We start from the raw sequence: 25,392 nt of genomic DNA on the forward strand, positions 1-25,392 counted from the left end.
CTCACGTCGGTCCATCGCCAGGTATCCGTCCGGGGCGCCGGCACCGTACAGGTAAGTCGCGCGCATCGAGAGGAAGTCCGTTCGTCGAGGGTCCGGAACCAGCGCGAGCCCTCCGCGCCGCCGACATTCAGCACAACACACATGTCATGGACCTGGGAGTGTGCTGGGGGACCCTGCCGGTACCCCCTTCGGCAGAACCTCCCTGGAACCGGAACACCGATGTTTGCTGGTACCAGGCGGGGTACGTCCTTCGTCGGAAGGGCACGTGGGATCCGTCGTGGGAGAGAGCACACGGGTCACCCTCCGCCTGCTCCCCCGAGACTGAGAGGAAACGCCTTCCATGTCCACTGCTTCGCAGCTGACGCTGAACAACGGCGTCACGATTCCCCCCATCGGCTTCGGTGTCTTCCAAACCCCGCCGGACGAGACCCGCGACGCCGTCCAGGCGGCCCTGTCGACCGGCTACCGGCACATCGACACCGCCGCCGCCTACGGCAACGAACGGGAAGTCGGCGAGGCCATCGCCAAGTCCGGCGTCGACCGCTCCGAGGTCTTCATCGAAACCAAGATCTGGATCAACGACTACGGGTACGACGAAACCCTGCACGGCTTCGACAAGAGTGCCCGCAAGCTGGGCGTCGACCAGATCGACCTGCTCATCCTGCACCAAGCCCTGCCATCGCAGTTCGACAAGACCCTCGACGCGTACCGCGCCCTGGAGAAGCTGCTGGCCGACGGCAAGGTCCGCGCCATCGGCGTCAGCAACTTCATGGTCGAACACCTGACCCGGCTTCTCGACACGGCCACCGTCACGCCGGCGCTGAATCAGATCGAGGTGCACCCGTACTTCCAGCAGCGCGAGGTACAGGACTTCGGCGCCCAGCACGGCATCCTGTCGCAGGCGTGGTCGCCGATCGGCGGCATCACGTTCTACCGCGACGGCGAGCACACCAGCACGCTGCAGGACCCGGTGATCGGGGACATCGCCACAGCGCACGGCAAGACACCCGCGCAGGTGATGCTGCGCTGGCACCTGCAGCAGGGCCGCTCGGCGATCCCAAAGTCGACCAAGCCGGCCCGGATCGCTGAAAACATTGACGTGTTCGACTTCGCGCTCACCGGCGACCAGCTCACCGCGATCGACGCGCTGGACACCGGCAAGCGCGGCGGCCCCGAGCCGGAGGCCGTCACCCTCGAAAGCTTCGGCCGCGAGATCCCCGAAGCCTGATCCAGCCGACCCCGCACGACACGGAAGGAACACCATGCGTACCGCGAAGCTCAATGAGCTCGAAGTCGCCCGGATCGGCCTCGGCGCGATGGGAATGTCGCACGGCTACAGCGGCGCCGGCAGCGACGACGCCGAGTCGATCCGCACCATCCACCGCGCCATCGACCTCGGCGTCACCCTCATCGACACCGCCGAGGTCTACGGCCCGTACGTCAACGAGGAACTGGTCGGCAAGGCCCTGCACGGCCGCCGCGACCAAGTCGTGCTGGCCACCAAGTTCGGCCTGATCTCGCACACCGGCCGTGACACCGGGAAGCCGGACAGCACCCCGGACAGCATCCGCAGGGCCGTGGACGGCTCACTCAAGCGCCTCGGCACCGATCACATCGACCTGTACTACCAGCACCGCGTCGACCCGGACACCCCCATCGAGGACACCATGGGCGCCCTCGCGCAGCTCGTGCAGGAGGGCAAGATCCGCCACGTCGGCCTCTCCGAGGCCTGGGTCGACACCATCCGGCGCGCACACGCCGTCCACCCGGTCACCGCGCTCCAGTCGGAGTACTCGCTGTGGACGCGCGACCAGGAGGACATCCTGCCGCTGCTGCGCGAGCTCGGCATCGGCCTGGTCGCGTACTCCCCCCTCGGCCGCGGCTTCCTCACCGGAGCCCTACGCACCCCGGCTGACGTCGAGAAGCTCGACGACAGTGACTTCCGCAAGAACCACCCGCGCTTCACCGGCGAGAACTTCCAGCGCAACCTGCGCCTCGCCGACCAGGTGAAGGCAGTCGCCGATCAGGTGGGCGCCACCTCGGCCCAGGTGGCACTGGCCTGGCTGCTGGCCCAGGGCGATGACATCGTTCCCATCCCCGGCACCAAGCGGGTCAGCCGGATGCAGGAGAACGCCGCCGCGGACGCCGTCACGCTCACGCCCGAACAGCTCGCGACCCTCACCGCCCTGCCCGTAGCCGAAGGTGGCCACCACACCGACGAGCAGATGCAAATGATCGAGCGCTGAACCGCGCCGGCCAGTCCCGTAAGAGCTACGTCTTGTCCGGGCAGCGTCATCAACGTCCGCTCCGCCGACCCGGCCGGCGACGGTGGCGCGCTGCGCTCAGGGAGTTGGCAGGCCGCCCGTGGCGCAGAGTGTCTCCCCGCTGACGAAACTGGCCTCCTGGCTGGCCAGGAAGACGTACACAGGAGCCATCTCGGCGGGTTGCCCCGGCCGCCCCAGTGGGGTGCGCGCGCCAAAGTTCGCCAGGGCCTCGGTGGGCTGGCCGCCGGATACCTGCAGGGGCGACCAGACCGGGCCGGGAGCCACGGCGTTAACTCGGATCCCCTTGCTCGCCACCTGTTGCGCCAACGCCTTGGTGAAGTTGTTGATCGCCGCCTTGGTGCTCGCGTAGTCCAGCAGGATCGGCGACGGCTGATAGGCGTTGACCGAGGTGGTGTTGATGATGGCGCTACCCGGTCGCATCTGCCCGACCGCTGAACGGCACAGCCAGAACATGCCGTACACGTCGGTCTTGAACGTGTCGTCGAACTGCGCGGTCGTGAGGTCGGTGATGTCGGAGACTGCATGCTGCGACCCCGCGACGTTGGCCAGAATGTCGATGCCGCCGAACTCGTCCACGGCGGTGTTGACGAGTCGGTCGCAGTAGGCCTCGTCGCGAATGTCACCGGGCACGGCAACGGCTCGGCGGCCGGCCTGTCTCACCAGCTCGACGACCTCACGGGCGTCGGGCTCCTCCTGCGGCAGGTAGGAAAGGACCACGTCGGCACCCTCCCGCCCGAAGGCGATGGCGACGGCACGACCGATGCCGCTGTCGGCACCGGTGACGACAGCCTTGCGCCCGGCGAGGCGGCCAGTGCCGCGGTAGGTCGATTCGCCGCCGTCCGGTTTGGGAGCCATCTCCTGTTCCAGTCCGGGCGGTTGCTGTGACTGGCGGAAGCTCGGGTCCGCCGTCGGGTACTGCGATCGTGGGTCGCGCAGCGTGTACTGGTCGGCCATCTTGCCTCCCCGACTAGCCGACGCTCCGGCTCCACCAGGGCGTTCGGCAGGTGGTCCGCTTCGGCGCGTCGGTCTGACGCCCGTCGGGCGTCACCGCATGGGTGCTCGACCAGGCACGGGTAGCGCCTGGGTCGGCCCGGCAGGGTTACCCGCCGGTCCGGCCGTCACACCCGGAGTTGCCCGTCGGGGCAGGTTTGCCGCGAAGCGGCGGATCGCTGCGAAGCACCCGGATCCCGGTAGTTGAGGGTGCCTGGTCGGCCGTCAACAGGACCTCGCAGGTTCATGGTTGGTAGCGGGTCGCTCCGTCGGGGGTGCGGAAGCGTTCCACGTGTTCGGCCACCCACTGCTCGAACGTACGCGCCGGGCGGCCGGTCACCTGCTCGACGGTGTCCACCACGCTGGTGGACTCCTCGCTGGCTGCGGCGTACCAGCCGACGACATACTCGGCGTCCGCCCGGGAGACACCGGTGGCCGTCAGCCGGTCGACGGCCTGTTCATGGGTGATCGGGACGAAGGTGACCGCACGGCCGATGGCCCGGGACAGGACGGCGATCCGCTCGCGCGGGGTCAGCGATTCCGGCCCGGTCAGGTTGTACGCACGCCCCGCGTGGCCGTCCTCGAGCAACGCCGTTGCCGCGACTGCGCCGATGTCGGCCTCGTGGACCAGCGCGCTGGCGAAGTCGTACGGCTCCCGCACGACCCCTTCGCTCCGAATCGAGTCGATCCAGGTGAGCGTGTTCGACATGAACTCCTGCGGTTCCAGCCGGGTCCACTGGACGCCCGAGTCCGCCACCGCCTGTTCGGCTGGCCCCACCGAGCCGCCCCACACCACGGTGATGCGCCGCACGCCCGCGTCGACCGCTCGGCGTACCAGCTCGGGCCCGGCGTCGGCGAGCCCTGCCGTCACCGTGACGTGCAGCCGATGGACGCCGTCGAACGCGCTGCCCAAGGTCCCCGGCGCCGTATGCGTACCGGCCACCAGCTCCACCTCGGCCGGGAACCGTCCCGCGGCCGAAGCCGGGTCGCGGGTCAGCGCCCGCACGTGCTCACCCCGGCGGACCAGCTCCGCCACCACGTGCCAGCCGGTGTTTCCGGTGGCCCCCGTCACCAACGTCGTCACAGGCGACTCCTCTCGTCACCGGCGACTCTAAAATCTCAACCTTGCTTGAGATCAAGGGCGGGACGAGCCCGGCTTCGGCCCTCGACCGAAGCCGGGCTTCCCCATGACCCCCTAAACCGGGCTCACACCGGGCCTCCGACCGCGACCGATCGTGCGACGACAGCAGCGGCAACCGCTTCCGATGTATGCACTCGGCCGTTCACCTTTGTCGCCGGTATCGGGCCGATCCTGATCTTCGTTCGCGCCCGTTCATGAGCGACCGCGCGCGGACCGCCGCATGATGCAGTCCGGAGCATGGCCACCTTGCCTTCCGCGCCAGCTCAGGCCCACGGCGGAAGGAGTTGCCGGAGTAGTCCCTCACGAGGATCTGATCCAGGTACCGCACCGGGGCGCGGTCGTGAACAGTGATTCTGCTGGTGTGGTCGCAGGGAACGCAGGTGACCACGAGCAGGATGTCGAGGAGTTTGCCGTTGGCATTGACGCGGAACCTGCCGTCGCCGGTGCTGACGGGGCTGGAATGGCAGTAGACGCAGCCGAACGCGAGCAGGGGAAGGTGCGTGCGCCGAAGGGCCCAGGACGAAACGATATGAGGACGCGTAGACATGATCCCTCTGAAGACCTGACGGAAGGCATGGGAAAAGAGCCGACGGCGACGTCGGCGACCGATGCACGGCGAAGATGTCAGGTCTACAGAGCAGGCGGCGTCACGCGGGGTGAAGTCCTCTCACAAGTGGGTCGGAGAAGAAGGGACCTGGTTGCAAGGTAGGGCGGGACGCGCTGACGGGGCCACCCAATTTTGTCCTGGTGGCGAGCACTGAGGGTCGGGCCGATCGCCCACTCTCATTCGTTGCCAGGTCGGGTCGATCCGATTCCGACTGCCCGCAGGTGGGCCAGTCCCTGCGCCCAGGACTGGATCAGGGTGGTTTCGTGGTAGGCGACGCCGTGTTCGGCGCAGAACTGGCGGACCAGTGGCCGGGCGTGACGCAGGTTCGGTCGGGGCATGCTGGGAAAGAGGTGATGCTCGATCTGATAGTTGAGCCCGCCGAGGAGTGCGTCGAGAAGCCGGCCCCCGCGCACATTGCGGGAGGTGAGGACCTGTCGGCGTAGGTAGTCGAGGTTGTCGGCCTCGGTCAGGATCGGCATCCCCTTGTGATTCGGGGCGAAGGAACTGCCCAGGTAGAGGCCGAAGAGGGCCTGGTTGACCAGGATGAACACGATCGCCTGCGGAACGCTCAGGACCAGGAACACGGCCGTGAGGTAGCCGGCGGCGTGCAGAACGAGCAGCCCGGCCTCCGTCCGACGGTGCCTGAGTGCGCTGCGGAAGACGACGGCCCGGACGCTGGCGGCGTGCAGATGCAGACCCTCCCCCATCAGCAGGGGGAAGAACAGCGCCGCCTGGTGCCGGGCGAACAGCGCCCGCAGGCCGCGCTGCGTCGTTGCCTGCCGGGGGGTGAAGGACAGCGGTGCCACCGCCAGGTCAGGGTCGCGGCCCTCGGTGTTCGGGTGGGCGTGGTGGCGGTTGTGCTTGTCAACCCACCAGCCGTAGCTGATCCCGGTCAACAGGTTCCCACAGACGAGGCCGACTGCGTCGTTCGCCCAGCGGGAACGGAAGATCTGCCGATGCCCGGCGTCGTGACCGAGGAACGCCAGCTGCGCGAACAGCACCGCGACGCCGGCTGCGGTAGCCGTCTGCCACCACGACGACCCGAGCCGGACAAACACCACACCGAGCAGCGCGAGGCAACCCAGCACGACCGTGGCCCGCGCCGCATAGCGGCGGGGCTGCCGGTCGAGGAGACCCGCGCCTCGGACCAGGCGAGACAGATCCGCGTAATCACTGCCACGGTCGCTACGGGCGTCAAGGTCTGGTCCACTCACCGTCGCCACTCCTTCAGCCACGCCAATCAGCCCGCCGACCCGCCGTCAGCCATGATCCATCCGGGCATACGGGTCGTGCGTCGTCTTGTAGAGATCGAAAAGCGAGCCGCCGCTGATGGCCCCAGTCTTCCTCACGGACGCCTCTCATACGCCGAAACCGCGGGCGCGAGTTCGCCCTCTTCGCCGGCGCGACCCCGTCGCGACAATCGTGCTGACTCTAGGTCGCGATCATGTGGCCGTGCTGATCGTCACGGTCGCGGCCGGCGTGTCGAGGCCGTGTGGCGCGCCGATGTCAGCGATTGCGCGGGGTTACCAGGCCGGATTCATAGGCGATGACCACGAGTTGGGCGCGGTCACGGGCGTGCAGTTTCGCCATGGCCCGGTTGATGTGGGTCTTGGCGGTTAGTGGGCTGATCACCATGCGTTCGGCGATCTGGTCGTTGGACAGGCCCTGCGCGAGGAGAGCGACGGTCTCGCGTTCCCGGTTGGTCAGCCCTTTCAGCCTCGCTTCGACATTCATGGGAAGCGGCTCGGTGACGTACCGGTTGATGAGCTTGCGGGTGATCGATGGGGCGAGCAGCGCGTCGCCGCGCGCGGCGACGCGGACGGCGTGCAGGAAGTCTTCGGGCTCGATGTCCTTGACGAGGAAGCCGGCGGCGCCGGCACGCAGTGCGTGGAAGACGTGTTCGTCGAGGCCGTAGTTGGTCAGGATGACGACGTGCACCCCGGCCAGGGTGGGGTCCGCGGCGATGCGCCGGGTCGCCTCGATGCCGTCCATGACCGGCATCTGGATGTCGATGAGTGCGATGTCGGGTAGGTGTTCCTTGGCGAGAGCCACGCCCTGTCTGCCGTCGCCGGCCTCGGCGACCACCTCGATGTCGTCCTCGACGTCGAGGAGGGCACGGAAACCGCTGCGAAGCAGCGGCTGGTCGTCGATCAGGAGGACGCGGATCACGGCGTTCGGCCCGTGGGGAGTTCAGCCTCGATGGTGAAGCCGCCCTCGCCGCGCGGTTCCGCACGGAGGCGACCGCCGAGGGAAGTGACTCGTTCGCGCATTCCGAGCAGCCCGACGCCGGGCAGCGGGGTGGCGTCTGGTGTCGCCTTCCCGTCGTCGTCGACCCGGATCGCGAGGGTGTCCGGGCGGTAGTCGATGCGGACCGACGCGGTAGTGGCGCTGGCGTGGCGGGCGATGTTGGTCAGCGACTCCTGGACGATCCGGTAGGCGGTCCGGTCCACAGCGGCTGGCACGTCGTGTCGTTGTCCGTCGATCGTCAATGTCGCGTCCAGGCCGGTCATCCGGGCCCGCTCGACGAGTTCGGGCAGCTGTTCGAGCCCGTGCGCCGAGGTGCTGCCGTCGTCGCGCAGCGCTTCCAGGGTCGCCCGCAGATCGCGGGTCGCCTCACGGCCGGCCTCCCGGATCACCAGCAGGGCCTCCGGCACCTGTTCACCACGCTTGCGCGCAAGGTGGACCGCTGCCTCAGCCTGCACCTTGATGATCGAGATCTGGTGGGTGAGCGAATCGTGCAGTTCCCGCGCGATGTGCAGCCGTTCCTCGTCGGCGCGGCGCCGCGCGGTCTCCTCCCGGGTGCGCTCGGCTTCGTCGGCCCGCCGCTCGGCCTGCCGCAGCGCTTCACCCGCGGCTCCGGCGGCAGCCAGCCACGCCACTTCGAGAGCCCCTCGGGCCTGTGCGAGCGCCTCGCCGACCGAGAGGTCCTGTGGAAGGGTGAGGGCCGCGAGCGGCAGAGCGGCCAGCATCATCACCGCCGCCACGACCGTGATGATGCGGTGCCCCGCCCGCACGGCGGCGTACACCGCGAACAGGAACGCGACGGCGGGCACGTCGAACCCGACCGCCTGATACCCCACCGCGCACACCCCGGTCACGACCAGGACGGCAACCGGGCGTCGGCGGCGCGCGGCCAGTGCCAGGCCACCCGCTGCCAACAGCGCGTAGCCGAGTAGGTCAGAGTCGGTGGCGGGGTGGTTCTCGGACAGCCCGGCGATCAGCAGCGTCACCGCCACGCTCACGGCGATCGCCCAGTCCCTGACAGCGGCCGGAATACCGGACCGTCCCGTGCTCATGCGCGCACCCTAGCCGGACCGCTACTGCCGGCGATTCCTGCTCGCGGATGGTCTTGGGCCTACCGCGAACGCGGTACCCGCGGGCCGCCTACCGCGTCTGCGGCAGCCGACTGCGCATCGGCGGCAGCGCGAATGGCGTCCGTCTGCCAGATGACCGACGGTGCACCCGCCGACATGATCAGACGATCCATACCTCGGTGACCAGACGCACGTAAGAGGAGAGGGCCATGAGCTCATCAGAAACCCTGAAGTCGGTCCGACTGGTGCTTGGCGCCGCCGCAGCTGCCCTGCTCGGGGGATTCGGACTCGCCACACCGGCGGTCGCGTACGTCTCGGCCCAGCCGACCGCCGCCGGCGTTTCCACGATGAGCGCCGGGCGACTCGGGGCAACGGTGGCCGCCGTACTGGGGCTGACCGGCGTCGTCATCGGCGGGGTGGCACTGGCCCGCCCCGCCAGTCGAATCGGCACCGGCGTTGGACAACTCGGGGCCACCCTGGCTCTGGCCGCGGGGCTGATCGGCATGACGCTCGGCGGGCTGGTGGTGGCCACCTCCGACAGCGGCATCGGCACCGGCAACGGGCGAGGTGGGGCCTACGTGGCCCTGGTGGTCGGGCTGATCGCCGTGGTTCTCGGTGGGCTGGCACTGGCCCGCTCCCGCCGCACCACCTGATCGGCCGAGCTGCGTCCGCTGGTCGCGTCGGCGTCTCATCGCACTGCCTGCGCGGCCGGCCACTGCGCCGGCAGGGCACCGCCACGATGAGCCCCGCCAGGCTCGGCGGGGCTGATCGCCTCCGTGTTGTTGGTACGGGTCACACGGCCGGGGCAGTGGTCTTCTCGTTCGGCTTGTCGCCGGCCTCGGCGGCTGCCTCGGCCTCGGCGATGATGCGTCGTTCTTCGTCACGGTTGGCCCGGTACTGGCGGATGGAGTACGCCAGGGCGGCAGCCCAGACGGCGTAGATGACGGCGTAGAAGGTGTAGCGGACGCCGTCGGACGCGTCGATCCAGTCGCTGCGGAGCAGGGTGCGGGTGTTGGTCAGGATGATGATGCCGCCGACCGCCGAGCCGAGCACGCGCGGCGGGATGTGCCGGACCAGCCAGGCGGCGATCGGCGCGGCGATGATGCCGCCGATCAGCAGCGCGGCCACCCAGGCGAAGTTCACGCCTTCGGAGCCGATACCGATGATGAAGCCGATGCTCGCCGCGACCGCGACGAGGAACTCGCTGGTGTCGATCGAGCCGATTGTCTTACGGGGCTCAAGTCGACCGCTGGCCAGGATCGCCGGGGTACCGACCGGTCCCCAGCCGCCGCCACCGGTGGAGTCGACGAAGCCGGCGACCACACCCAGCGGGGCGAGGAAGCGCTTCCGCAGCGGCTTGCCGAGGTTGCCCTTCGGCAGGCCCAGCGCGGTGAACCGGACCAGGATGTACAGCCCGAGCGCCAACAGGATGATCGACATCAACGGCGCGGCGGTCTCCGTGGACAGGCTCGACAGGAAGGTGGCACCGGCGAAGGCACCGACCGCGCCAGGGATACCGATCTTCCAGACGACGTTCCAGTTGACGTTGCCGAACCGCCAGTGCGAGGCACCGGAGACGAGCGTGGTGCCGATCTCGGCGAGGTGGACGGTCGCCGACGCCGCCGCCGGGTTGGTGCCGATAGCCAGCAGCAGCGTGGTCGACGTGACGCCGTACGCCATGCCGAGACTGCCATCGACGAGTTGGGCGCCCAGGCCCACCAGTGCGAGAAGGAGGAGTTTTCTCATGTCTACCGCCAGTCATGAAGGGGTGGTGGCAGATCGACCGGACCTCGTTGTCCGACGAGCAGATCGGTCAGGGTGATGCCGTCGTCCACTTCCGCTATCGCCGTCGCGGCGGACTGCCACCACTCGGGCAGGCCGGCGCCGACGCCTTCGCAGGCGACCTGCTGTGGCGGCATTCCCCGCACGGCGGGGTAGCTGGCGCGGTGATCGTCGCGTGTATGGCGTAGTCGGTACGCGCCGCGATGTGCATCGCGTACCTCCTCTCCGCACGCCCCGAGGCCAGACCACGGGACACAACGATCCAGGCGGTTCCAGCTCCCCACATTCCCTACTAGTTTGGTCGAGAATACGAGTTGGGTTGGTCGATGACAACCTCCATCTGTCCCGACACTCAGCACATCCGGCCGCTCTCTACCGACCGCAACGGCCCAGCACTGCCGTAGCCGTCGACGATCGCGGTGCCGGCGGCTGGTGGTCCATGGCACCGCGTATGGCTGTCGGTTTGTCCGCCCGGCCGACACCCGGCCCATAGCCTGGCTTCATGACCGAATCGGACGGGCAGCCGCAGAGCGTCCGCACGGTGATCGTGGCTGGTCTCGTCAACATCGCGGTCGCCGCGGCCAAGGTCGTTGCGGGTCTGCTCTCGGGTTCGGCGGCCGTGCTGTCGGAAGCCGCGCACTCGTTCGCCGACACCACGACCGAGGTACTGCTGTTCGTGGCGCTACGTCGCGGCGGCCGCCGGGCCGACCCCACGCGCCCGTTCGGCTACGGTCGGGAGAGCTACATCTGGGCCCTCCTCGCCGCGGTCTTCACCTTTGTCAGCGGCGCCGGGTTCTCCATCACCCACGGCGTGCACGTGATCGCATCGGCCAAGGAGACTGGAGATTACTTCGTCTCGTACGCGGTGCTGGTCGTCTCCTTCGTGCTGGAGTCGGTGTCCCTGCTGCGGACGGTGCGGCAGGTACGGCGCCGGGCCAAGCGCTGGGGCATCAGTCCAGCCAGGGTCCTGCGGCGCACGCCCAACACCGCCATCAAGGCGGTGTTCCTGGAGGACAGCGCAGCCCTGATCGGACTGGGGTTGGCCGGTGCGGGCCTGGGGCTCGCCGAGCTGACCGGCGACCCGGTCTGGGATGGCATCGCATCGGTCGCCATCGGTGTACTGCTGCTCGTGGTGGCCACCATTCTGGCCCGCAACAACCTCGCCCTGCTCGTCGGCCAGTCAGCAAGGGAACCAGTTCAGGACGAGATTCGCCGCGAACTGGCCGCCCTGCCCAGTGTGCAAAGCATCGTAGAGCTGCTGACCCTGCAGCTCGGCCCCGACGACATTCTCGTTGTCGCGAAGATCGACTTTGCTGACCAGGTCAGGGCCGCCGACGTTGAGAACGTGGCCGACGAGGCCAGACGACGGCTCACCGCGCGTAACCCGGCGATCCGATTCGTCTTCCTCAACCCGACCGGCGCCAGCTCCTGACCCGCTGTGTGTGACCACCAGGCAAGGACCGCGACGGGGGGTGGGGTCATCCCTACGACTATCGCGCGCGGTTGCGGCGGTGGTGCACGATCAGCGCGACCGCGCAGAGCACCGCCACCAGGCCGAACGCCGAGCTGATCCATGGGTTGTCCGCCGTGCTCGACAGCACCACGTTGGCTGCGGCGCTGACGAAGAGCACCAGCCACAGCAGCGGGCGCAGCAGGCCGCCCGGCTTCCTCGGTGCGGCGACCGGGGCCTTGGTGATGCGGTACGGATCGGTCATGACTACCCCCTTCGGCAACGCTTATCGACGCCGTCAACGCTAGGCGGGCGACGCGGCGGCGACGATCCCGCCAGCTCGACAACAGTGGTACAGCAGGCTGTACCTTCCGCGCCGGGCGTTGCGGGGCGGGGCCCGCGGTGGCCTATGTTGGCGGAGGAGGTGGGTCGATGGCGTACGTGCGGGGCCGGGTTCGTGCCTCGGTCGACGCCCTGGAGCACCTCGTCGGAGGGCTGGGCACCGCCACGCTGGCTCTGGGCGCGCTGCTCTGGACGGCGATCGTGGCGGTGACCTGCCTGGGCGGGGTGGGGCTGCTGGCGGCGCCCGGTGCGTTGCGGGCGGTGCGCTCGGTGGCCGACCGCGAGCGGGCCCGGCTGTCCCGCTGGGGCGAGCCGATCCCCACGCCGGGGCCGGTGCCGGCCGGGTTGCGGACGGCGACGCGTGATCCCTTCGTGCGCCGGGAGCTCGGCTGGGTCGCGCTGTACTCGCTCATCGGCCTGGTGACCGGGCTGGTCGGCCTCGCGCTGCCACTCTATGCCGTTCAGGACGTCACATTCCCGCTGTGGTACCGGCTGGTCCCTGCCGACGCCGGCGCTCCGGGGATCGGCTGGTGGCGCATTGACGGATTCTCCGAGGCACTCGCGGTGGGGTTGCTCGGGGTGGGCTGGCTGGCCGCCGCGATCTGGTTCAGCCCGGTCCTGGCCCGTCTCCAGGCGTGGCCGGGCCGGTTGCTGTTGCCCCCGCCGCCGGGTGTCGACCTGTCGCTGCGGGTGGCCGAGCTGACCGCCACCCGCGCTGCGGCGCTGGACGCCCACGCTGTCGAACTGCGCCGGATCGAGCGGTCGCTGCACGACGGCACCCAGAACCGATTGGTCGCGGTCAACGTGTTGCTGGGGGCCGCGCGACGGGCCGTGCGCCGCAATCCGGACCGCGCTGACGAGATCCTCGGACAGGCGCAGGACGCTGCGGAACAGGCACTCGGCGAGCTGCGCACTGTGGTGCGCGGGATCCTGCCGCCCGTGCTGGACGACCGGGGTCTCGCTGGCGCGCTGGCGGGCCTGGCCGGCAGCTGCGTGGTGCCCTGCCGACTTGAGGTGGATGTGGCGGTGCGGTGCGCGGCCTCGGTCGAGGCCACCGCGTACTTCGTGGTGGCCGAGGCGCTGACCAACGTCGTCCGGCACAGCGGCGCGAGCCAGGTGGACGTGGCCGTGCGCCGCGAGCGCGGCCGGCTGTTGGTGTGCGTTGAGGACGACGGGCACGGCGACGCGGACGAGACACGGGGCTCGGGGCTCACCGGTATCCGCCGGCGGGTCGAGGCGTACGACGGCCGGTTGACACTGACGAGCCCTCCGGGAGGGCCGACGAGAATGGACGTGGAGCTGCCATGCGGATCGTGATCGCCGAGGACGACCCGCTGCTGCGTGAGGGGTTGGCTCTGCTGCTGCGGGCGGAGGATCTGGACGTGGTCGCCACAGCCGGTACTCCGGGCGAGTTCCTGGTCGCCGTCGACGAGCATGCGCCGGACGTCGCGATCGTGGACGTACGAATGCCGCCGACCCACACCGACGAGGGCATCGTGGCCGCAGTGGAGGCCCGGCGGCGCCGTCCCGGCCTCGCGGTGCTGGTCCTGTCGGCGTACGTGGAGCAGGCGTTCGCCACCGACCTGTTCTCGGTCGGCGCCGTCGGGCTCGGCTATCTGTTGAAGGAGCGGGTGGGCCGGGTCGAGGAGTTCCTCACCGCGCTGCACCGCGTCGCGGACGGCGGCAGCGTGATCGACCCGGAGGTGGTGGCGCAGTTGCTCGCCCGCAACCGCCGGACGGACACGGCGCTGAGCGAGCTGTCGCCGCGCGAGCGTGAGGTGCTGGGGCTGATGGCCGAAGGGCTCGGCAACAGCGCTATCGCCGAGCGGCTGTTCGTCACCGACGGCGCGGTGCACAAGCACATTCGCAGCATCTTTTCGAAGCTTCAGCTTCCACCGGACGACCATGCCGACCGCCGGGTCACCGCTGTGCTGCGCTACCTGGACGGCGACCGGCGGTAGCGCCTGCTGTACCCGGACCTGGCAGCCCGCGGGATGGTCGCCGTTCTCGCACGTCAATAGCGTTTCTGGTGCGCGCAGTTCTTGCCGATGACACGGAGAGAGGCCACCAGAATGCCGGATTATCCGGGACAGACCATCGAACCGGCGGTACGCGTCGAACAGCTCACCCGCGTGTACGGCGCGGGCCGTAACCAGGTGGCCGCGCTTGCGGGCATCGATGTCGGCTTCGACCGGGGCACCTTCACCGCGGTGATGGGGCCCTCGGGCTCCGGGAAGAGCACGCTGCTGCAGACCGCCGCCGGGCTCGATCGGCCCACCTCCGGTCGGGTGGTCATCGGAGGCACCGACCTGTCCGGGCTGTCCGAAACCCGCCTCACCGAGCTGCGGCGTACCCGGATCGGGTTCGTCTTCCAGGCGTTCAACCTGATCGGCGCGCTCAGCGTCGAGGAGAACATCGTGCTGCCCCTGCGCCTGGCCGGCGTCCGTCCGGACCGGGCCTGGCTGACCCAGGTGGTCGAGCGGGTCGGCCTCACCGACCGACTGCACCACCGGCCGGCCGCGCTCTCCGGCGGCCAGCAGCAGCGGGTCGCGATCGCCCGGGCGCTGGCCACCCGCCCCGAGGTGATCTTCTCAGACGAGCCCACCGGCGCCCTCGACTCGCGGACCGCGGCGGAGGTGCTGACGCTGCTGCGCGCCGTCGTGGACGAACACGGGTTGACCGTGGTGATGGTGACCCACGATCCGATCGCCGCGTCGTACGCGGACCGCGTGCTCGTGTTGGCCGACGGTGCGATCGTCGCCGACCTTCCGCAGCTTGGAGCCGCCGGTATCGCCGAGCACCTGGCATCGCTGGATCGGCGGGCCCTCCGATGATCGGCCTCGCCGCCCGCCTGCTGCGGCACCGCGCCGGCCCCGCCACGGCGACCCTGCTAGCCCTGATCGCCGGCGTGCTGATCCTGGTAGCGATGGGCACCCTCGTCGAGTCCGGGCTGCGTTTCCGCACGGAGCCACGGCTCTGGGCCGCGGCCGACGTGGTCGTCGCCAATCGCACGGTCAGCCACACGTTCAGGGAGTTCGGCGGCGACACCACCACGAGCACCGTCACGCTGCCCGAGGGCGGCACGGTGGACGCGGCAGTGGTGGACCGGATCCGCCAGGTGCCGGGCGTCGCGGCCGTCGCCGGCGACGACGGGGTGCTGATCGGCGCACCCGCTGCCGTGGGACACGGCTGGGACACGTACTCCTTCACCGGTCGTCCCACCACCGCGGGTGCCGGGCCACGTGCCGACGACGAGGTGCTGGTCGACACCCGGTTCGGCGTGGCACCCGGCGACCGCATCGACCTGGTCGCCGGTGGGGTCAGGCGGTCGTACCGGGTGAGCGGGACCGCCGAGACCGGTTCGGCGGCGGTGTTCTTCACCGACGCGCAGGCCGCCCGGTTGTCGGCCCATCCGGGCCGGGTGGTCGCGATCGGCGTGCGGATGGTGCCCGGCGCCGACCTCGGCGCGGTACGCGAGATCGCGTCGGCGGCCGGCGCCACGACGTACAGCGGGAAAGACCGTGGGAACGTCGAGCAGTCGGAGGACCAGGCCGCGCAGACGTTGCTGATCGAGGCCGGATCGGCTTTCGGGGGGTACGTCGTCCTGCTGATCGTCTTCGTGGTGGCCGGCACTATCGGGCTGTCCGTCCGGCACCGTCGACGTGACCTGGCGTTGCTACGCGCGGTCGCGGCCACGCCGGGGCAGGTGCGCCGCATGCTGATCGCCGAAGCCGCGCTGCTGGCAGTGATCGGCTCTGCGATCGGCGGCCCGGCCGGCCTGCTGGCGGCCCGTTGGGTGCACGGCGAGCTGGTCGGGCGGGGGTTCGTGCCGGACAGCTTCCCGATGACCGGCGGCCTGTTCGCGGTGCCGGCCGCGGTCGGTACGGCGGTCCTCGTGGCGGTGCTCGCCGCGTTGGTCGCCGCACGCCGGGTCACCGGGATCAAGCCGATCGAGGCGCTCGGCGAGATCGCTGTCGAGCCTCGGCGTAGCGGCCGGGTGCGGCTGATCGCCGGCGTGCTGACGTTGGCGGCGGCCGGCACCTCCGGGGCGTTCACGCTCGGGGCCGCCGGGTCGACTGGAGCACTGGCCGGCGCGGTCGGCATGCTGTACCTGTTCGTCATCGCGGTGGCGCTGCTCGCACCGAGGATCAACGCGTACGCGGCGCGCCTGCTCACACCGTTGTTGCCCAGGGTGTGGCGGGTCAGCGGCTACCTGGCCGCGGCCAATCTGCGGGCCAACGCGCAGGGCATGGCGACCGTCCTGACCGCCCTCGTGCTGTCCGTGGGGTTCGGCGGCTCGGTCTGGTTCCTGCAGACCAACCTGGAACGGCAGACCACCACGCAGAGCAGCGCGGGAACCCTGGCCGAGCGGGTGCTTGTCGCTCCGGGTGGGCTGCCGGCGGACGCGGCGCGGGAGATCCGCGGGTTGGCCGGGGTGCAGGCGGCCACTGGTGTGCGCCGTACGCAGGTGGTGGTGCGGGCGCTTGGCGGAATCGAGCCGGTCAGCGCGCAGTCGGTCGACCCGGCGGGCATCACGTCGACGATGGACCTCGCCGTGCGCGAGGGCAACCTGGCCGACCTGCGCGCGGGTACTGTCGCCCTGTCTGCGATGCAGGCGTCCTCGTCCGGCTGGAACGTCGGCGATCAGGCGGAACTCTGGCTGGGCGACGGCACCCCGGTCACGTTGGACGTCATCGCGATCTACGGCCGTGGCCTCGGCTTCGGCGACGTCACGCTGGCCGCCGAGACGGTCGCCGGGCACACGGCCGGGGACACCGACGACGAGGTCCTGGTCAGCGCCGGCCCGCAGGCCGACGCCGCGTTGGCCACGTGGTCGGCTGAGCATCCGGGCACCGAGGTTCTCGACGCCGCCACCCGTACGCGCCTGATCAGCACCGATCTGGCGATTGGCGCCTGGCTGAACCGGCTGCTGATCGGCGTGATGGTGGGGTACGCGGCGCTGGCGGCGGCGACCACGATGGTGATGGCCGCGCTGGCCCGCCGCCGCGAGTTGGCGTTACTCCAACTGGTCGGGGTCACCCGCCGGCAGATTCGGAGGATGGTCCAGGCCGAACAGGCCGGGCTGCTCGGCACTGCGGTGCTGATCGGCGCGACGATCGCGGCGCTGACCCTGAGCGCGATCGTCAACGGACTGACCGGCAGCCTCATCCCGTACGTCCCGCCGCTCGGTTGGGTGGCGGTGCTCGGCGGCACGACACTGCTGGCGCTGGCAACCACGGTGTGGCCCGTCCGACGGCTGCTCAGCGCTCCTCCGATCGACAACATCGGTGTGAAGGAGTAGACGTCGCGGCTCGAATATCGGCGAGCGTGCCGCCTCCGCGTACATCGCTGAGGCGGCACGGTCGCCGCAGCTTCGACGAACGCCCGAGCTATATGTCGCTACGCTAAAACCTTACGTTGACGTCAAAGGCAAGTGTTGCGAGGTGGATCACTGTGCGGATCGGAGATCTGGCGACCAGGACGCAGGTGAGCGTACGGGCGCTGCGGTATTACGAGGAGCAGGGTTTACTGGCCTCGACCCGTAGTGGCGGCGGGCAGCGGCTCTACGAGGACGCCGCGGTCAGCCGGGTGCGGCTGATTCAGCAGCTGTACAGCGCGGGACTGTCCAGCAAGACGATTGCGGATCTCATGCCGTGCGTGGACGCCAACGAGAGCACGCCGGAGTCGCGGGCACGGCTGGCAGCGGAACGGGACCGGATCGACGCGCAGATCGCCGAGCTGAGCATCGCCCGTGACAGGCTCGACGACCTCATCGACGTGACGTCGAGACCGAATCCGGTGTGCGACTACACATGAGCGGGCCCCTGGAAGGTCTCCACCCGACGGGCAGTGTGATTCACCTCGCAGAAATTTGCCCCTGACGTCAACGTGAGGTTTTAGCGTGGCGGTATGCAGATCAACGGTTCAACAGCTCTCGTGACCGGCGCTAACCGCGGCCTCGGCAAGGCCTTCGCCGAAGCCCTCCTCGCCCGGGGTGCCACCGTCTACGCGACCGCCCGTCGCCTGGAAAGCATCGACGTCCCCGGTGCCATCGCCCTGCAACTGGACATCACGGATCCCGCGTCCATCGAGGCCGCCGCAGGCAAGGTGGGCGATCTCGACATCCTCATCAACAACGCCGGCACCTCCACGGAAGCCCCGCTGCTCGGTCCCTCCACGGAGAACATCCGCCGCGACCTCGACACCAACTTCTGGGGCACTCTGAACGTCACCCGCGCCTTCGCGCCGAGGCTGGCCGGTGGCGCCATCCTCAACGTCATCTCGGCGCTGAGCTGGTACACCATCAGCCCCGGAAGCAACGGCTACGCCGCCTCCAAGGCCGCGGAGTGGTCCCTGACGAACGGCATCCGACTCGAGTTGGCCGACCAGAAGACCCTGGTCACCGCCCTGGCGCTGGCGATCGCCGACACGGACATGATGGCCGGATTCGACATCCCCAAGCTCGCGCCCCACGAGGTGGTCGCCCAGGCCCTCGACGGACTGGAAGCGGGCAAGATCGAAGTCATCGCCGACAAGCCCACCGCCAACGTCAAGGCATCCCTCTCCCGCGATCCCGCCGACTTCTACGCCGACATCACCGGCAACCTCTTCGCCTGACTGCAACGTGGAGCCGGAGGCAGGGGTGGGTGCACGTTGGCGATGACTCCGTACGGTCACGGCTGAGCGGGACCCGTCCCATCCGGGTCACAACGCCTGGGCGATGCTCGGCGCCGATGGATGTGGGGCGAGCCCGGTGCACGTCGAAGCGACACCGATCCGCTTCGACGTCGCCGTCCCTGGCGACCTGCTCAGCGCGCTAACCTGGCGCAACCGACGCGGAGAACAGCGCATCCTGAAGTACGTCGTCAACGGCGAGACGGGCGTTCGGCCCGCCGGACCAGCCCGCCCCGGTGGCCGCACGGCTCACCGCCGAGCTGACCGGCAGACGTCAGGGACGAAACGCTCGCCGGGCGAGCTTCGGGTCCACCGTCGCGAAGTCCTGAGTGGATGCACGTCGCACATCAGCCCGCAACTGATGCCCACCCCTGGTGCTCGTCGGCCCATTAACTGGTCCCACCAATTCGACCGGGGCTGATAGCGTGCGCCGACATGACGATCATGGGGGAAACATCGATGAACCGTACTCGACTCGTCCTGACTGGCTTGGCCATCGCGGCGGCGATCGCGATGTCCGGCTGCGATCCGCAGCCCGACTCTGAGGACGCCGCAACCTCTCCGTCCCCGACGGCCTCGAGCGCCGCCCCGACCGGCGGTGCGTCCGCCACCGCGACCAGCACCGCAGCCAACGACGCGGCCACAGTGAAGGCCTGTGCCGACATCAAGAAGGACATCAAGGACAACGCGGCTAAGGTCACCGAGGCCGAAGAGATCGGCCCGCCCGCCGGGCATTTCGCGGTCAGCGCCCAGTGGGCCGCCGGCTCGGTCGCGATCCTGGCGCACTCGATGGGTGCCAACGAGGCAGTCACCGCCGCCTCCGAAAAGATCCAGACCGAGATGATGGGCCTGAGCGACGCGTACAACAAGTCCGCCGCCGCCAAGCCCAGCAAGAAGGCCCTGGAAGCCGCCATCAAGGAGCTGGACACCGCCTGTTCGGCCGCCTGACCGGTTCGACCACGCGATCGGCGGTGACCCTCATCCGGGCGGTCACCGCCGATTCGCATGTCCGTGCGGCCTGCGGCACCTGGTCAGCGGCCTCTGAGCAACCCACGGCGAGCCTGCGCGGCGCCCAGCGATCTTCCGCGAAGAACGGCGCGCTGTTCGCGTCAAGCCACACATCCCTCCAGGTACGTGGCTACTGCTGACGGAACCGATTCCGTACGGCGGTGACCTCTTCCGGAAGCGATCCATCGTCGTTCACGGGTATCCGAGAGGTGGCGTGCCCGATCATGACGCCTTTGTTCTTACCGTGACGGGGCCTCTGGTTGGGCGGAACCCCTATCAACCGGTTGCGCCGCTGGTCGTGGCAGCGGTGTCGGCGTAGAGCTGGGCGCTGGTGATGCGGCCGGCCGCGACCCCGAAGAACCAGAGGTTCTGGAAGACGATTGTCTTGCCGGTCGCCTTGAGTACTGCCGTGTTGGTGAGGCGGGCGATGACGTGGTCGTCAGTGGCGAGGACGTCGTCGACGACGCTGTCGAAGGATTTCCAGACCGCGCCGCCGCCTGGGATCTTCGAGAAGAAGTTGTCGAAGGCCGCGGGGCCGGTGAACTCGCCGCCGTAGGGCAGCGTCGTTGGAACGACGAGGACCACGTCGTCGCGCAGTATCGGCAGGATGCGGCTCCGGTCGCGGTTGGCGAACAGCTGGGTCACGGCGTACGCCATCTCGGCCCTGGTGTACCTGTCGCGCGCGCCTGGAGCATTCGCTGCCACGCCGAGCGACTCGGCGGCCAGGGCGTCGGTGCCGATCACTCCGCCGGCGAAGGAGACGTTTTCCGGTGGGATCACGGTCATGGTGACGAACACGTCGGCGGGACGGACGCCCGGACGCTTTTCGAGCAGGCGGACCAGCCTCTGGTAGAACCTGCGCTTGGCCCGCTCACCACGGTCCAGGCTGCCGGTGATCGTGAACGCGATCCAGTCGTCGGAGCGTGGGCCGCCGCGGAAGCCACGGTTGAAGACCATCTCGTCCGGGTTGTACTGGTGGATGAGCTGGAAGTTGTCATCGGGTTCGACGTTCAGCTCGGCTACCAGCGCGTCGTGGACCGCCTGGGACACGGCGGCGAGGTACTGGTCCGACTTGCCGCGGGCCAGCGAGATGGTGACGACGGGCATTCGCTTTCCTCTCCGATGGCCAACGGCCGGCGGCTGCTGTCAATCATGCCGAGCCGCGGCGCGTTTCAGGCGGCGGTCCAGGGAAGTGAGGATCCGCCGGGCGCTGGTGTGCTATTCGACGAATCGGCCACGGAGTCAGTTCGTCGTCCGCGCCTGATGAGGCCGGGGGATCAAGAAGACAGCTTGCCGTGCCCTCTGCGACGCACGTCACTTGCCACTATGCCGAGCGGCATACATACTTCCGATGAATGTCGGGGTCGAAACGAGGAAGGTGGAGGTACGACTGTGGCTCGTCGGTCGGATGCCAGGCAGAGGATGGTCGAGGCGGCCAAGCAGCTGATCCGGCAGCGCGGCTACGAGGCGACCGCCTTTTCCGACGTGCTCCAGCTCAGCGAAGCGCCACGCGGTTCGGTGTACTTCCACTTCCCGGGCGGAAAGGTGCAGTTGGCCATGGCGGTGGCCGAGGCACACGCCCACGATCAGGTCGTCATCATTGACCAGGCCGCCGAACAGGCCGGTTCCGCCGCTGAGCTCATCGAGCGCTACCTCGACCTAGGGCGCGACGGCATGGTCGCCAGCGACTACGCCCGGGGCTGCGGAATCGCACCGCTCGTCATCGACGGAGCCGGCCGGGACTCCACCGATGTCGCTGAGACAAGCCGGCGCACGTTCGCGCAGATGATCGATCGGCTCGCCTTCCACTTCATCGTCCTCGGCATGGACCAGGCCGCCGCGCGCGTACTGGCCGACGCGGTGATGGCCGGCGTCGAAGGTGCGATGGTCACCGCCCGCGCGCTGCGCAGCCCGACGCCCTTCGACGCGGTCCGAGCCGCCCTGGTCAGCCTTGCAGCCAGCGGGTCACCGAGGGTCTCGCGCCGCAACAACGCCTGAATCTCGCCGCAGCGGACCTGCCGGCCGGTCCACCTCGGCATGCCAAGTTAATATGCATGCCGTCATACATAGTCTGTTGCCACGGGCAGCGGCGACAGTGGCAGATTCGAGCCGCCGCGCTGCCGCTCGGAAGCAATCCCAGGAAGGACCTACGTCCGATGGCACGAGTACTGATCACCGGAACGTCGCGCGGCATCGGCAGGGGCGCCGCGAGCGCCTTGGCCGCGAGGGGCCACGAGGTCATCGCCACCGCCCGCGACCTGTCCACCATCGACGACGTGCCCGCCGCGATGAAGTTGCGGCTCGACGTCACCGACCAGGAATCGGTGGACGTAGCGGTCGCCCAGGCGGGCCGCATCGACGTACTGCTCAGCAACGCCGGCACGACCGTCCGGGCCCCGCTTGAGTCGATCCCCCTCGACGCGTTGCGCGAGTTGTTCGAGCTGAACACCTTCGGGGCGCTGCGGGTGACCCAGGCCGTGCTCCCGCAGATGCGCGAGCGAGGATCGGGGCAGCTCATCTTCATGTCGAGCATCCAGGGCCAGCTGGTCATTCCGCTGATCGGGGCCTACGGAGCGACCAAGCACGCGCTGGAGGCACTCGCGGAGACGATTGCCATCGAGGCCGGCCACTTCGGGGTGTCCGTGCACGTGGTGCAGCCGCCCGCAGTGGCCTCCGGCGGCGCGGAACTCGCCAAGGTGTACGTCGACGAGGACAGTCCTTACCGACCCCTGCTGGACAAACTCGGACCGTTCCGCTCGTCCCCTGTCTCGGTGGAAGAGGTCGCCGACGCGGTGGCCGCGACGATCGACGAGGGCGCCACGGCACCGTTCCGGATTCCCGTGGGCCGGGCGGCCACGACCACGTTGGCGGCGCGCAAGACGGCGCCGGATGACGTGCCGTTCCTGGCCGCACCGCTGAACTGGTGATCGCACCGGCACAACCCGGCGGTCCGCATCTGGATGCGTCACCGCGCGTCTGGGCGCGCCCGTTGTCGACTAGCCGAGAGCCAGCACGGCCGCAGCGGTGCGACCCACCCCGCGGCCCGCCGTCACATCTCGGGGCACCCTCCGCTGCCGACCGGAGCCGAGCGGGCCTCCGAGGCTCGGGAGATTCACCTACCAATAGGGCATCGGTGAACTTCCTCGACATGATCTCTACACGCCGATTGGACATAAGGAACACGTCATGCCTGACCAAACGAAGATCGTGCTCATCACCGGTGCCGGCACCGGAATCGGCGCCGCGACCGCTCGCCGCCTGGCCGAGAATGGTCACCACGTGGTGCTCGGTGCCCGTCGCCTCGACCGGCTCGCCGCAGTCACCGAGGAGATCAGCCGGGCCGGCGGATCCGCCGAGTTCCGCGGCCTCGACGTTACCCAGCCGGATAGCGTCAACGAGTTCGTCCGGTCGGCCGCCGATCGGCACGGCCGAATCGATGTCCTGGTCAACAACGCCGGAATCATGCCGCTGTCGCCCCTAGCCGCGCTACGGGTCGACGAGTGGCACCAGATGATCGACGTGAACGTTCGCGGAGTGCTGCACGGCATCGCCGCCGTGCTGCCGATCATGCGCGACCAAGGATCCGGTCACGTGGTCAACGTGGCATCGACCCTGGCGTACGAGGTGGCGCCCTCCACCGCCGTGTACAGCGCCACCAAGGCCGCAGTGGTGGCGATCTCCGAAGGGCTGCGCAAGGAGAGCCCGACGATCCGGGTAACCACCGTCAGCCCGTCCTTCACCGACTCCGAGTTGATCACCGTTGGTGGCGATCCTGACACGATGGCCTGGGTGCAGAAGATGGCGGAGGAACTGAACATGCCGGCATCCGCAGTCGCCGCCGCGATCGCCTACGCGATCGAGCAACCCGCCGAGGTCGACGTCAACGAACTGATCCTGCGGTCGACCCGGGACGCGCCCGGCGCTCGATGAGCACCCGCGGCAGCCCGCCGAGGTACCCGTCGTAACCGCGTCAGGTCGCCTCGGCGGGCGTACGACCCGGTCGCTTGGGTTCGGGGGCGTTGGGTTAGCGGTGCTGGCGCGAGATGCTCGGTCCCCGGTCGATGATCGGCGTCGGCCAGGGCCCACTCGCCCCGATGGCCACGGTGTCGCGGGCCGTGCTGTGCCGTGAGGCTACCGGGGTGTTGATCGGATCATCACCACTTGTTGAATAGATGCTGACAAATTTTGGTCAGGCTTGGCGGCATGGCTATCACCCACCGACGCCTCCTCGCCGCCACCCTCGTGGCCGGGCTGACTCTGCTCGCCGCCTGGACACCGGCACGCGGCGCGGAGCCCGCCCCAGCGCCGACCGCCGCCACGCCCAACATCATCTTCGTCCTCGTCGATGACCTCGCGTGGAACCTCGTGCAATACCTGCCGCAGGTGCAGCGACTACAGAGTGAGGGGGTCACCTTCACCAACTACACGGTGACCGACTCGCTGTGCTGCCCATCGCGCTCGTCGATCCTCACCGGTCAGTTCCCACACGACACCGGCGTGTTCACCAATGGTGGAGCCGACGGCGGATTCGCGGTCTTCAAGGGCAGGGGCAACGAGAACCGAACCTTCGCGACTGCGTTGCAGGGCAAGGGCTACCGAACCGGCTTCCTGGGCAAGTACCTCAACGGTTACCTGCCGGCGGACACACAGGGCGGTTCACTGCCGTATGTCCCACCCGGCTGGTCGGAGTGGTACGTGGCCGGCAACGGGTACTCCGAGTACAACTACGACCTCAACGAGAACCACACCGTTGTGCACTACGGCAACCAGCCGGCCGACTATCTGACGAACGTGCTGTCGCGCAAGGGCAAGGACTTCATCCAGCGCTCGGCGGCGGCCAACACGCCCTTCCTGCTGGAGGTCTCGACCTTCGCCCCGCACAGCCCGTTCACCCCGGCCAACCAGGACCTCGACGACTTCCCCGGCCTCACCGCCCCGCGCACGGCAGCGTACGACCGGCTGCCCACCAACCCGCCATCATGGCTGGCCGGCAACGGGCCGCTGACCGCACAGGAGAAGAGCACCCTGGACACGAACTTCCGCAAGCGCGCCCAATCCGTGCAGGCCGTCGACCGACTAATCGGCAACCTGCGCGCACAACTCACCACCAGCGGCATCGCCGACAACACCTACGTGGTGTTCAGCTCCGACAACGGCTTTCACATGGGCGAGTACCGGTTGACCGGGGGCAAGCAAACCGCCTTCGACACCGACGTGCGGGTTCCGCTCGTCGTCGCCGGACCGGGCGTCGTCCCCGGATCGCAGCGTGCCGAGATCGTGCAGAACATCGACCTGGCGCCGACCTTCCAACGCATCGGCGCCGCCGACGTCGGCGCGCACGTCAACGGGCGTAACCTGCTCCCCCTCGCACAGGGCGACCCGGCACCGAACTGGCGTACCGGGGCGCTGATCGAACACCACGGCCCCAACCAGGCGGCCGACGACCCCGACGCCCAGGACCGGCGCAACGGCAGCCCGGTCACCTACGAGGCCCTACGAACAGCGACCTACACCTACGTCGAGTACTCAAACGGCGAACGGGAGTACTACAACCGGACCGTCGACCCCCACCAGCTCAACAACATCGCCGCCGGGCTCTCGGCAACGCGACTGGAGGCCCTGCACGATGCGCTTGCGGCTTACGTCGCCTGCCACAGCCACTCGGCGTGCTGGGCGGCAGGACACGTGCCAGCCTGACGGCGAACCGGCCCTGACCTGCGGCCTCGCGCTGTTGCAGGCTGGGACCGTTCGCCGCCCCCGCCGGGCCGGACGCAATGGGCGCCACACGAGCACGACGG

At 69.2% G+C, this 25,392-nt stretch carries 25 protein-coding genes; 16 read left to right on the top strand and 9 right to left on the bottom strand.

The window, feature by feature from the left end; translation table 11 throughout:
• Nucleotides 1-340: 340 nt before the first annotated feature.
• Nucleotides 341-1,228 carry an aldo/keto reductase gene (locus tag ACQP0U_RS20725; protein ID WP_433309496.1) on the top strand — a complete coding sequence of 296 codons (888 nt, stop codon included), beginning with the start codon at nt 341-343 and terminating at the stop codon, nt 1,226-1,228.
• Between the two features lie 34 nt (nt 1,229-1,262).
• Entirely contained in the window at nt 1,263-2,246 is a 984-nt protein-coding gene (locus ACQP0U_RS20730) for an aldo/keto reductase (RefSeq protein WP_433309499.1), read from the top strand.
• Between the two features lie 96 nt (nt 2,247-2,342).
• Here the strand turns inward: ACQP0U_RS20730 and ACQP0U_RS20735 are convergent, their stop codons facing one another.
• The 6 genes from ACQP0U_RS20735 to ACQP0U_RS20760 form a co-directional block, all read right to left on the bottom strand.
• The gene (locus ACQP0U_RS20735) at nt 2,343-3,239 is read right to left on the bottom strand and encodes an SDR family oxidoreductase (protein WP_433309502.1); all 897 of its coding nucleotides are present in this window, start codon (nt 3,237-3,239) and stop codon (nt 2,343-2,345) included.
• A 280-nt stretch (nt 3,240-3,519) separates the two neighbouring features.
• On the bottom strand, nt 3,520-4,359 hold the full coding sequence (locus ACQP0U_RS20740) for an NmrA family NAD(P)-binding protein (RefSeq protein ID WP_433309504.1): 840 nt from the start codon (nt 4,357-4,359) through the stop codon (nt 3,520-3,522).
• Nucleotides 4,360-4,558: 199 nt separating this feature from the next.
• A complete protein-coding gene (locus ACQP0U_RS20745) occupies nt 4,559-4,963 on the bottom strand; it encodes a DUF1062 domain-containing protein (protein ID WP_433309507.1) in 405 nt (134 codons plus the stop codon).
• Nucleotides 4,964-5,199: 236 nt separating this feature from the next.
• On the bottom strand, nt 5,200-6,237 hold the full coding sequence (locus tag ACQP0U_RS20750) for a fatty acid desaturase family protein (protein WP_433309510.1): 1,038 nt from the start codon (nt 6,235-6,237) through the stop codon (nt 5,200-5,202).
• A gap of 292 nt (nt 6,238-6,529) precedes the next feature.
• Nucleotides 6,530-7,192, bottom strand: a complete 663-nt coding sequence (locus ACQP0U_RS20755; RefSeq protein ID WP_433309513.1) for a response regulator — start codon at nt 7,190-7,192, stop codon at nt 6,530-6,532.
• Nucleotides 7,189-8,319 carry a sensor histidine kinase gene (locus ACQP0U_RS20760; protein ID WP_433309515.1) on the bottom strand — a complete coding sequence of 377 codons (1,131 nt, stop codon included), beginning with the start codon at nt 8,317-8,319 and terminating at the stop codon, nt 7,189-7,191. The genes ACQP0U_RS20755 and ACQP0U_RS20760 overlap by 4 nt, the downstream gene beginning before the upstream one ends.
• 227 nt (nt 8,320-8,546) lie before the next feature.
• Between ACQP0U_RS20760 and ACQP0U_RS20765 the strand changes: the two genes are divergently transcribed.
• Nucleotides 8,547-8,990: a DUF6223 family protein gene (locus ACQP0U_RS20765; RefSeq protein WP_433309518.1), complete on the top strand. Its 444-nt coding sequence runs from the start codon at nt 8,547-8,549 to the stop codon at nt 8,988-8,990.
• A 139-nt stretch (nt 8,991-9,129) separates the two neighbouring features.
• Here ACQP0U_RS20765 and ACQP0U_RS20770 read toward each other — a convergent pair whose 3' ends face one another.
• Nucleotides 9,130-10,083 carry a sulfite exporter TauE/SafE family protein gene (locus tag ACQP0U_RS20770; RefSeq protein ID WP_433309521.1) on the bottom strand — a complete coding sequence of 318 codons (954 nt, stop codon included), beginning with the start codon at nt 10,081-10,083 and terminating at the stop codon, nt 9,130-9,132.
• Nucleotides 10,084-10,097: 14 nt separating this feature from the next.
• Between ACQP0U_RS20770 and ACQP0U_RS20775 the strand changes: the two genes are divergently transcribed.
• Together ACQP0U_RS20775 and ACQP0U_RS20780 are read left to right on the top strand one after the other, a co-directional pair.
• Nucleotides 10,098-10,307: a hypothetical protein gene (locus tag ACQP0U_RS20775; RefSeq protein WP_433309524.1), complete on the top strand. Its 210-nt coding sequence runs from the start codon at nt 10,098-10,100 to the stop codon at nt 10,305-10,307.
• A 314-nt stretch (nt 10,308-10,621) separates the two neighbouring features.
• Nucleotides 10,622-11,551 (top strand): cation diffusion facilitator family transporter, encoded by a 930-nt coding sequence (locus tag ACQP0U_RS20780; RefSeq protein WP_433309527.1) that lies wholly within the window; start codon nt 10,622-10,624, stop codon nt 11,549-11,551.
• 58 nt (nt 11,552-11,609) lie between these two features.
• Here the strand turns inward: ACQP0U_RS20780 and ACQP0U_RS20785 are convergent, their stop codons facing one another.
• Nucleotides 11,610-11,834 carry a hypothetical protein gene (locus tag ACQP0U_RS20785; protein WP_433309529.1) on the bottom strand — a complete coding sequence of 75 codons (225 nt, stop codon included), beginning with the start codon at nt 11,832-11,834 and terminating at the stop codon, nt 11,610-11,612.
• Between the two features lie 167 nt (nt 11,835-12,001).
• Between ACQP0U_RS20785 and ACQP0U_RS20790 the strand changes: the two genes are divergently transcribed.
• The 7 genes from ACQP0U_RS20790 to ACQP0U_RS20820 all read left to right on the top strand — a co-directional run bounded on the left by ACQP0U_RS20790 (nt 12,002) and on the right by ACQP0U_RS20820 (nt 19,534).
• Nucleotides 12,002-13,228, top strand: coding sequence for a sensor histidine kinase (locus ACQP0U_RS20790; RefSeq protein ID WP_433309532.1), 1,227 nt, complete (start codon nt 12,002-12,004; stop codon nt 13,226-13,228).
• Nucleotides 13,216-13,872: a response regulator gene (locus tag ACQP0U_RS20795; protein WP_393237018.1), complete on the top strand. Its 657-nt coding sequence runs from the start codon at nt 13,216-13,218 to the stop codon at nt 13,870-13,872. The genes ACQP0U_RS20790 and ACQP0U_RS20795 overlap by 13 nt, the downstream gene beginning before the upstream one ends.
• Nucleotides 13,873-13,983: 111 nt before the next feature.
• Nucleotides 13,984-14,745, top strand: a complete 762-nt coding sequence (locus ACQP0U_RS20800) for an ABC transporter ATP-binding protein (RefSeq protein WP_433309535.1) — start codon at nt 13,984-13,986, stop codon at nt 14,743-14,745.
• Nucleotides 14,742-17,213, top strand: a complete 2,472-nt coding sequence (locus ACQP0U_RS20805; RefSeq protein ID WP_433309538.1) for an FtsX-like permease family protein — start codon at nt 14,742-14,744, stop codon at nt 17,211-17,213. The genes ACQP0U_RS20800 and ACQP0U_RS20805 overlap by 4 nt, the downstream gene beginning before the upstream one ends.
• A 152-nt stretch (nt 17,214-17,365) precedes the next feature.
• Nucleotides 17,366-17,728: a MerR family transcriptional regulator gene (locus ACQP0U_RS20810; RefSeq protein ID WP_433309541.1), complete on the top strand. Its 363-nt coding sequence runs from the start codon at nt 17,366-17,368 to the stop codon at nt 17,726-17,728.
• A 93-nt stretch (nt 17,729-17,821) separates the two neighbouring features.
• A complete protein-coding gene (locus tag ACQP0U_RS20815; RefSeq protein ID WP_433309544.1) occupies nt 17,822-18,529 on the top strand; it encodes an SDR family oxidoreductase in 708 nt (235 codons plus the stop codon).
• A 492-nt stretch (nt 18,530-19,021) separates the two neighbouring features.
• Nucleotides 19,022-19,534, top strand: coding sequence for a hypothetical protein (locus ACQP0U_RS20820; protein WP_433309546.1), 513 nt, complete (start codon nt 19,022-19,024; stop codon nt 19,532-19,534).
• Between the two features lie 336 nt (nt 19,535-19,870).
• Here ACQP0U_RS20820 and ACQP0U_RS20825 read toward each other — a convergent pair whose 3' ends face one another.
• The gene (locus ACQP0U_RS20825; protein WP_433309549.1) at nt 19,871-20,701 is read right to left on the bottom strand and encodes a tautomerase family protein; all 831 of its coding nucleotides are present in this window, start codon (nt 20,699-20,701) and stop codon (nt 19,871-19,873) included.
• Between the two features lie 285 nt (nt 20,702-20,986).
• Between ACQP0U_RS20825 and ACQP0U_RS20830 the strand changes: the two genes are divergently transcribed.
• The 4 genes from ACQP0U_RS20830 to ACQP0U_RS20845 all read left to right on the top strand — a co-directional run bounded on the left by ACQP0U_RS20830 (nt 20,987) and on the right by ACQP0U_RS20845 (nt 25,291).
• Nucleotides 20,987-21,592 carry a TetR/AcrR family transcriptional regulator gene (locus ACQP0U_RS20830; protein ID WP_433309551.1) on the top strand — a complete coding sequence of 202 codons (606 nt, stop codon included), beginning with the start codon at nt 20,987-20,989 and terminating at the stop codon, nt 21,590-21,592.
• 158 nt (nt 21,593-21,750) lie between these two features.
• Nucleotides 21,751-22,521, top strand: coding sequence for an SDR family NAD(P)-dependent oxidoreductase (locus ACQP0U_RS20835; protein WP_433309554.1), 771 nt, complete (start codon nt 21,751-21,753; stop codon nt 22,519-22,521).
• A 259-nt stretch (nt 22,522-22,780) separates the two neighbouring features.
• A complete protein-coding gene (locus tag ACQP0U_RS20840; protein ID WP_433309557.1) occupies nt 22,781-23,524 on the top strand; it encodes an SDR family oxidoreductase in 744 nt (247 codons plus the stop codon).
• 273 nt (nt 23,525-23,797) lie between these two features.
• Complete coding sequence (locus ACQP0U_RS20845; RefSeq protein WP_433309560.1) at nt 23,798-25,291, top strand: sulfatase family protein; 1,494 nt, start codon at nt 23,798-23,800, stop codon at nt 25,289-25,291.
• Nucleotides 25,292-25,392 lie beyond the last annotated feature (101 nt).

The sequence above is a fragment of the Micromonospora sp. CA-269861 genome (assembly GCF_050948505.1).
Lineage (GTDB): Bacteria > Actinomycetota > Actinomycetes > Mycobacteriales > Micromonosporaceae > Micromonospora.

What these genes read in the sequence shown, in the direction of transcription:
- ACQP0U_RS20725 (WP_433309496.1), top strand. Translation starts at nt 341, where the DNA reads ATGTCCACTGCTTCGCAGCTGACGCTGAACAACGGCGTCACGATTCCC.
- ACQP0U_RS20730 (WP_433309499.1), top strand. Translation starts at nt 1,263, where the DNA reads ATGCGTACCGCGAAGCTCAATGAGCTCGAAGTCGCCCGGATCGGCCTC.
- ACQP0U_RS20735 (WP_433309502.1), bottom strand. Translation starts at nt 3,239, where the DNA reads ATGGCCGACCAGTACACGCTGCGCGACCCACGATCGCAGTACCCGACG.
- ACQP0U_RS20745 (WP_433309507.1), bottom strand. Translation starts at nt 4,963, where the DNA reads ATGTCTACGCGTCCTCATATCGTTTCGTCCTGGGCCCTTCGGCGCACG.
- ACQP0U_RS20760 (WP_433309515.1), bottom strand. Translation starts at nt 8,319, where the DNA reads ATGAGCACGGGACGGTCCGGTATTCCGGCCGCTGTCAGGGACTGGGCG.
- ACQP0U_RS20765 (WP_433309518.1), top strand. Translation starts at nt 8,547, where the DNA reads ATGAGCTCATCAGAAACCCTGAAGTCGGTCCGACTGGTGCTTGGCGCC.
- ACQP0U_RS20770 (WP_433309521.1), bottom strand. Translation starts at nt 10,083, where the DNA reads ATGAGAAAACTCCTCCTTCTCGCACTGGTGGGCCTGGGCGCCCAACTC.
- ACQP0U_RS20775 (WP_433309524.1), top strand. Translation starts at nt 10,098, where the DNA reads ATGAAGGGGTGGTGGCAGATCGACCGGACCTCGTTGTCCGACGAGCAG.
- ACQP0U_RS20780 (WP_433309527.1), top strand. Translation starts at nt 10,622, where the DNA reads ATGACCGAATCGGACGGGCAGCCGCAGAGCGTCCGCACGGTGATCGTG.
- ACQP0U_RS20785 (WP_433309529.1), bottom strand. Translation starts at nt 11,834, where the DNA reads ATGACCGATCCGTACCGCATCACCAAGGCCCCGGTCGCCGCACCGAGG.
- ACQP0U_RS20790 (WP_433309532.1), top strand. Translation starts at nt 12,002, where the DNA reads ATGGCGTACGTGCGGGGCCGGGTTCGTGCCTCGGTCGACGCCCTGGAG.
- ACQP0U_RS20795 (WP_393237018.1), top strand. Translation starts at nt 13,216, where the DNA reads ATGCGGATCGTGATCGCCGAGGACGACCCGCTGCTGCGTGAGGGGTTG.
- ACQP0U_RS20800 (WP_433309535.1), top strand. Translation starts at nt 13,984, where the DNA reads ATGCCGGATTATCCGGGACAGACCATCGAACCGGCGGTACGCGTCGAA.
- ACQP0U_RS20805 (WP_433309538.1), top strand. Translation starts at nt 14,742, where the DNA reads ATGATCGGCCTCGCCGCCCGCCTGCTGCGGCACCGCGCCGGCCCCGCC.
- ACQP0U_RS20815 (WP_433309544.1), top strand. Translation starts at nt 17,822, where the DNA reads ATGCAGATCAACGGTTCAACAGCTCTCGTGACCGGCGCTAACCGCGGC.
- ACQP0U_RS20820 (WP_433309546.1), top strand. Translation starts at nt 19,022, where the DNA reads ATGACGATCATGGGGGAAACATCGATGAACCGTACTCGACTCGTCCTG.
- ACQP0U_RS20825 (WP_433309549.1), bottom strand. Translation starts at nt 20,701, where the DNA reads ATGCCCGTCGTCACCATCTCGCTGGCCCGCGGCAAGTCGGACCAGTAC.
- ACQP0U_RS20835 (WP_433309554.1), top strand. Translation starts at nt 21,751, where the DNA reads ATGGCACGAGTACTGATCACCGGAACGTCGCGCGGCATCGGCAGGGGC.
- ACQP0U_RS20840 (WP_433309557.1), top strand. Translation starts at nt 22,781, where the DNA reads ATGCCTGACCAAACGAAGATCGTGCTCATCACCGGTGCCGGCACCGGA.
- ACQP0U_RS20845 (WP_433309560.1), top strand. Translation starts at nt 23,798, where the DNA reads ATGGCTATCACCCACCGACGCCTCCTCGCCGCCACCCTCGTGGCCGGG.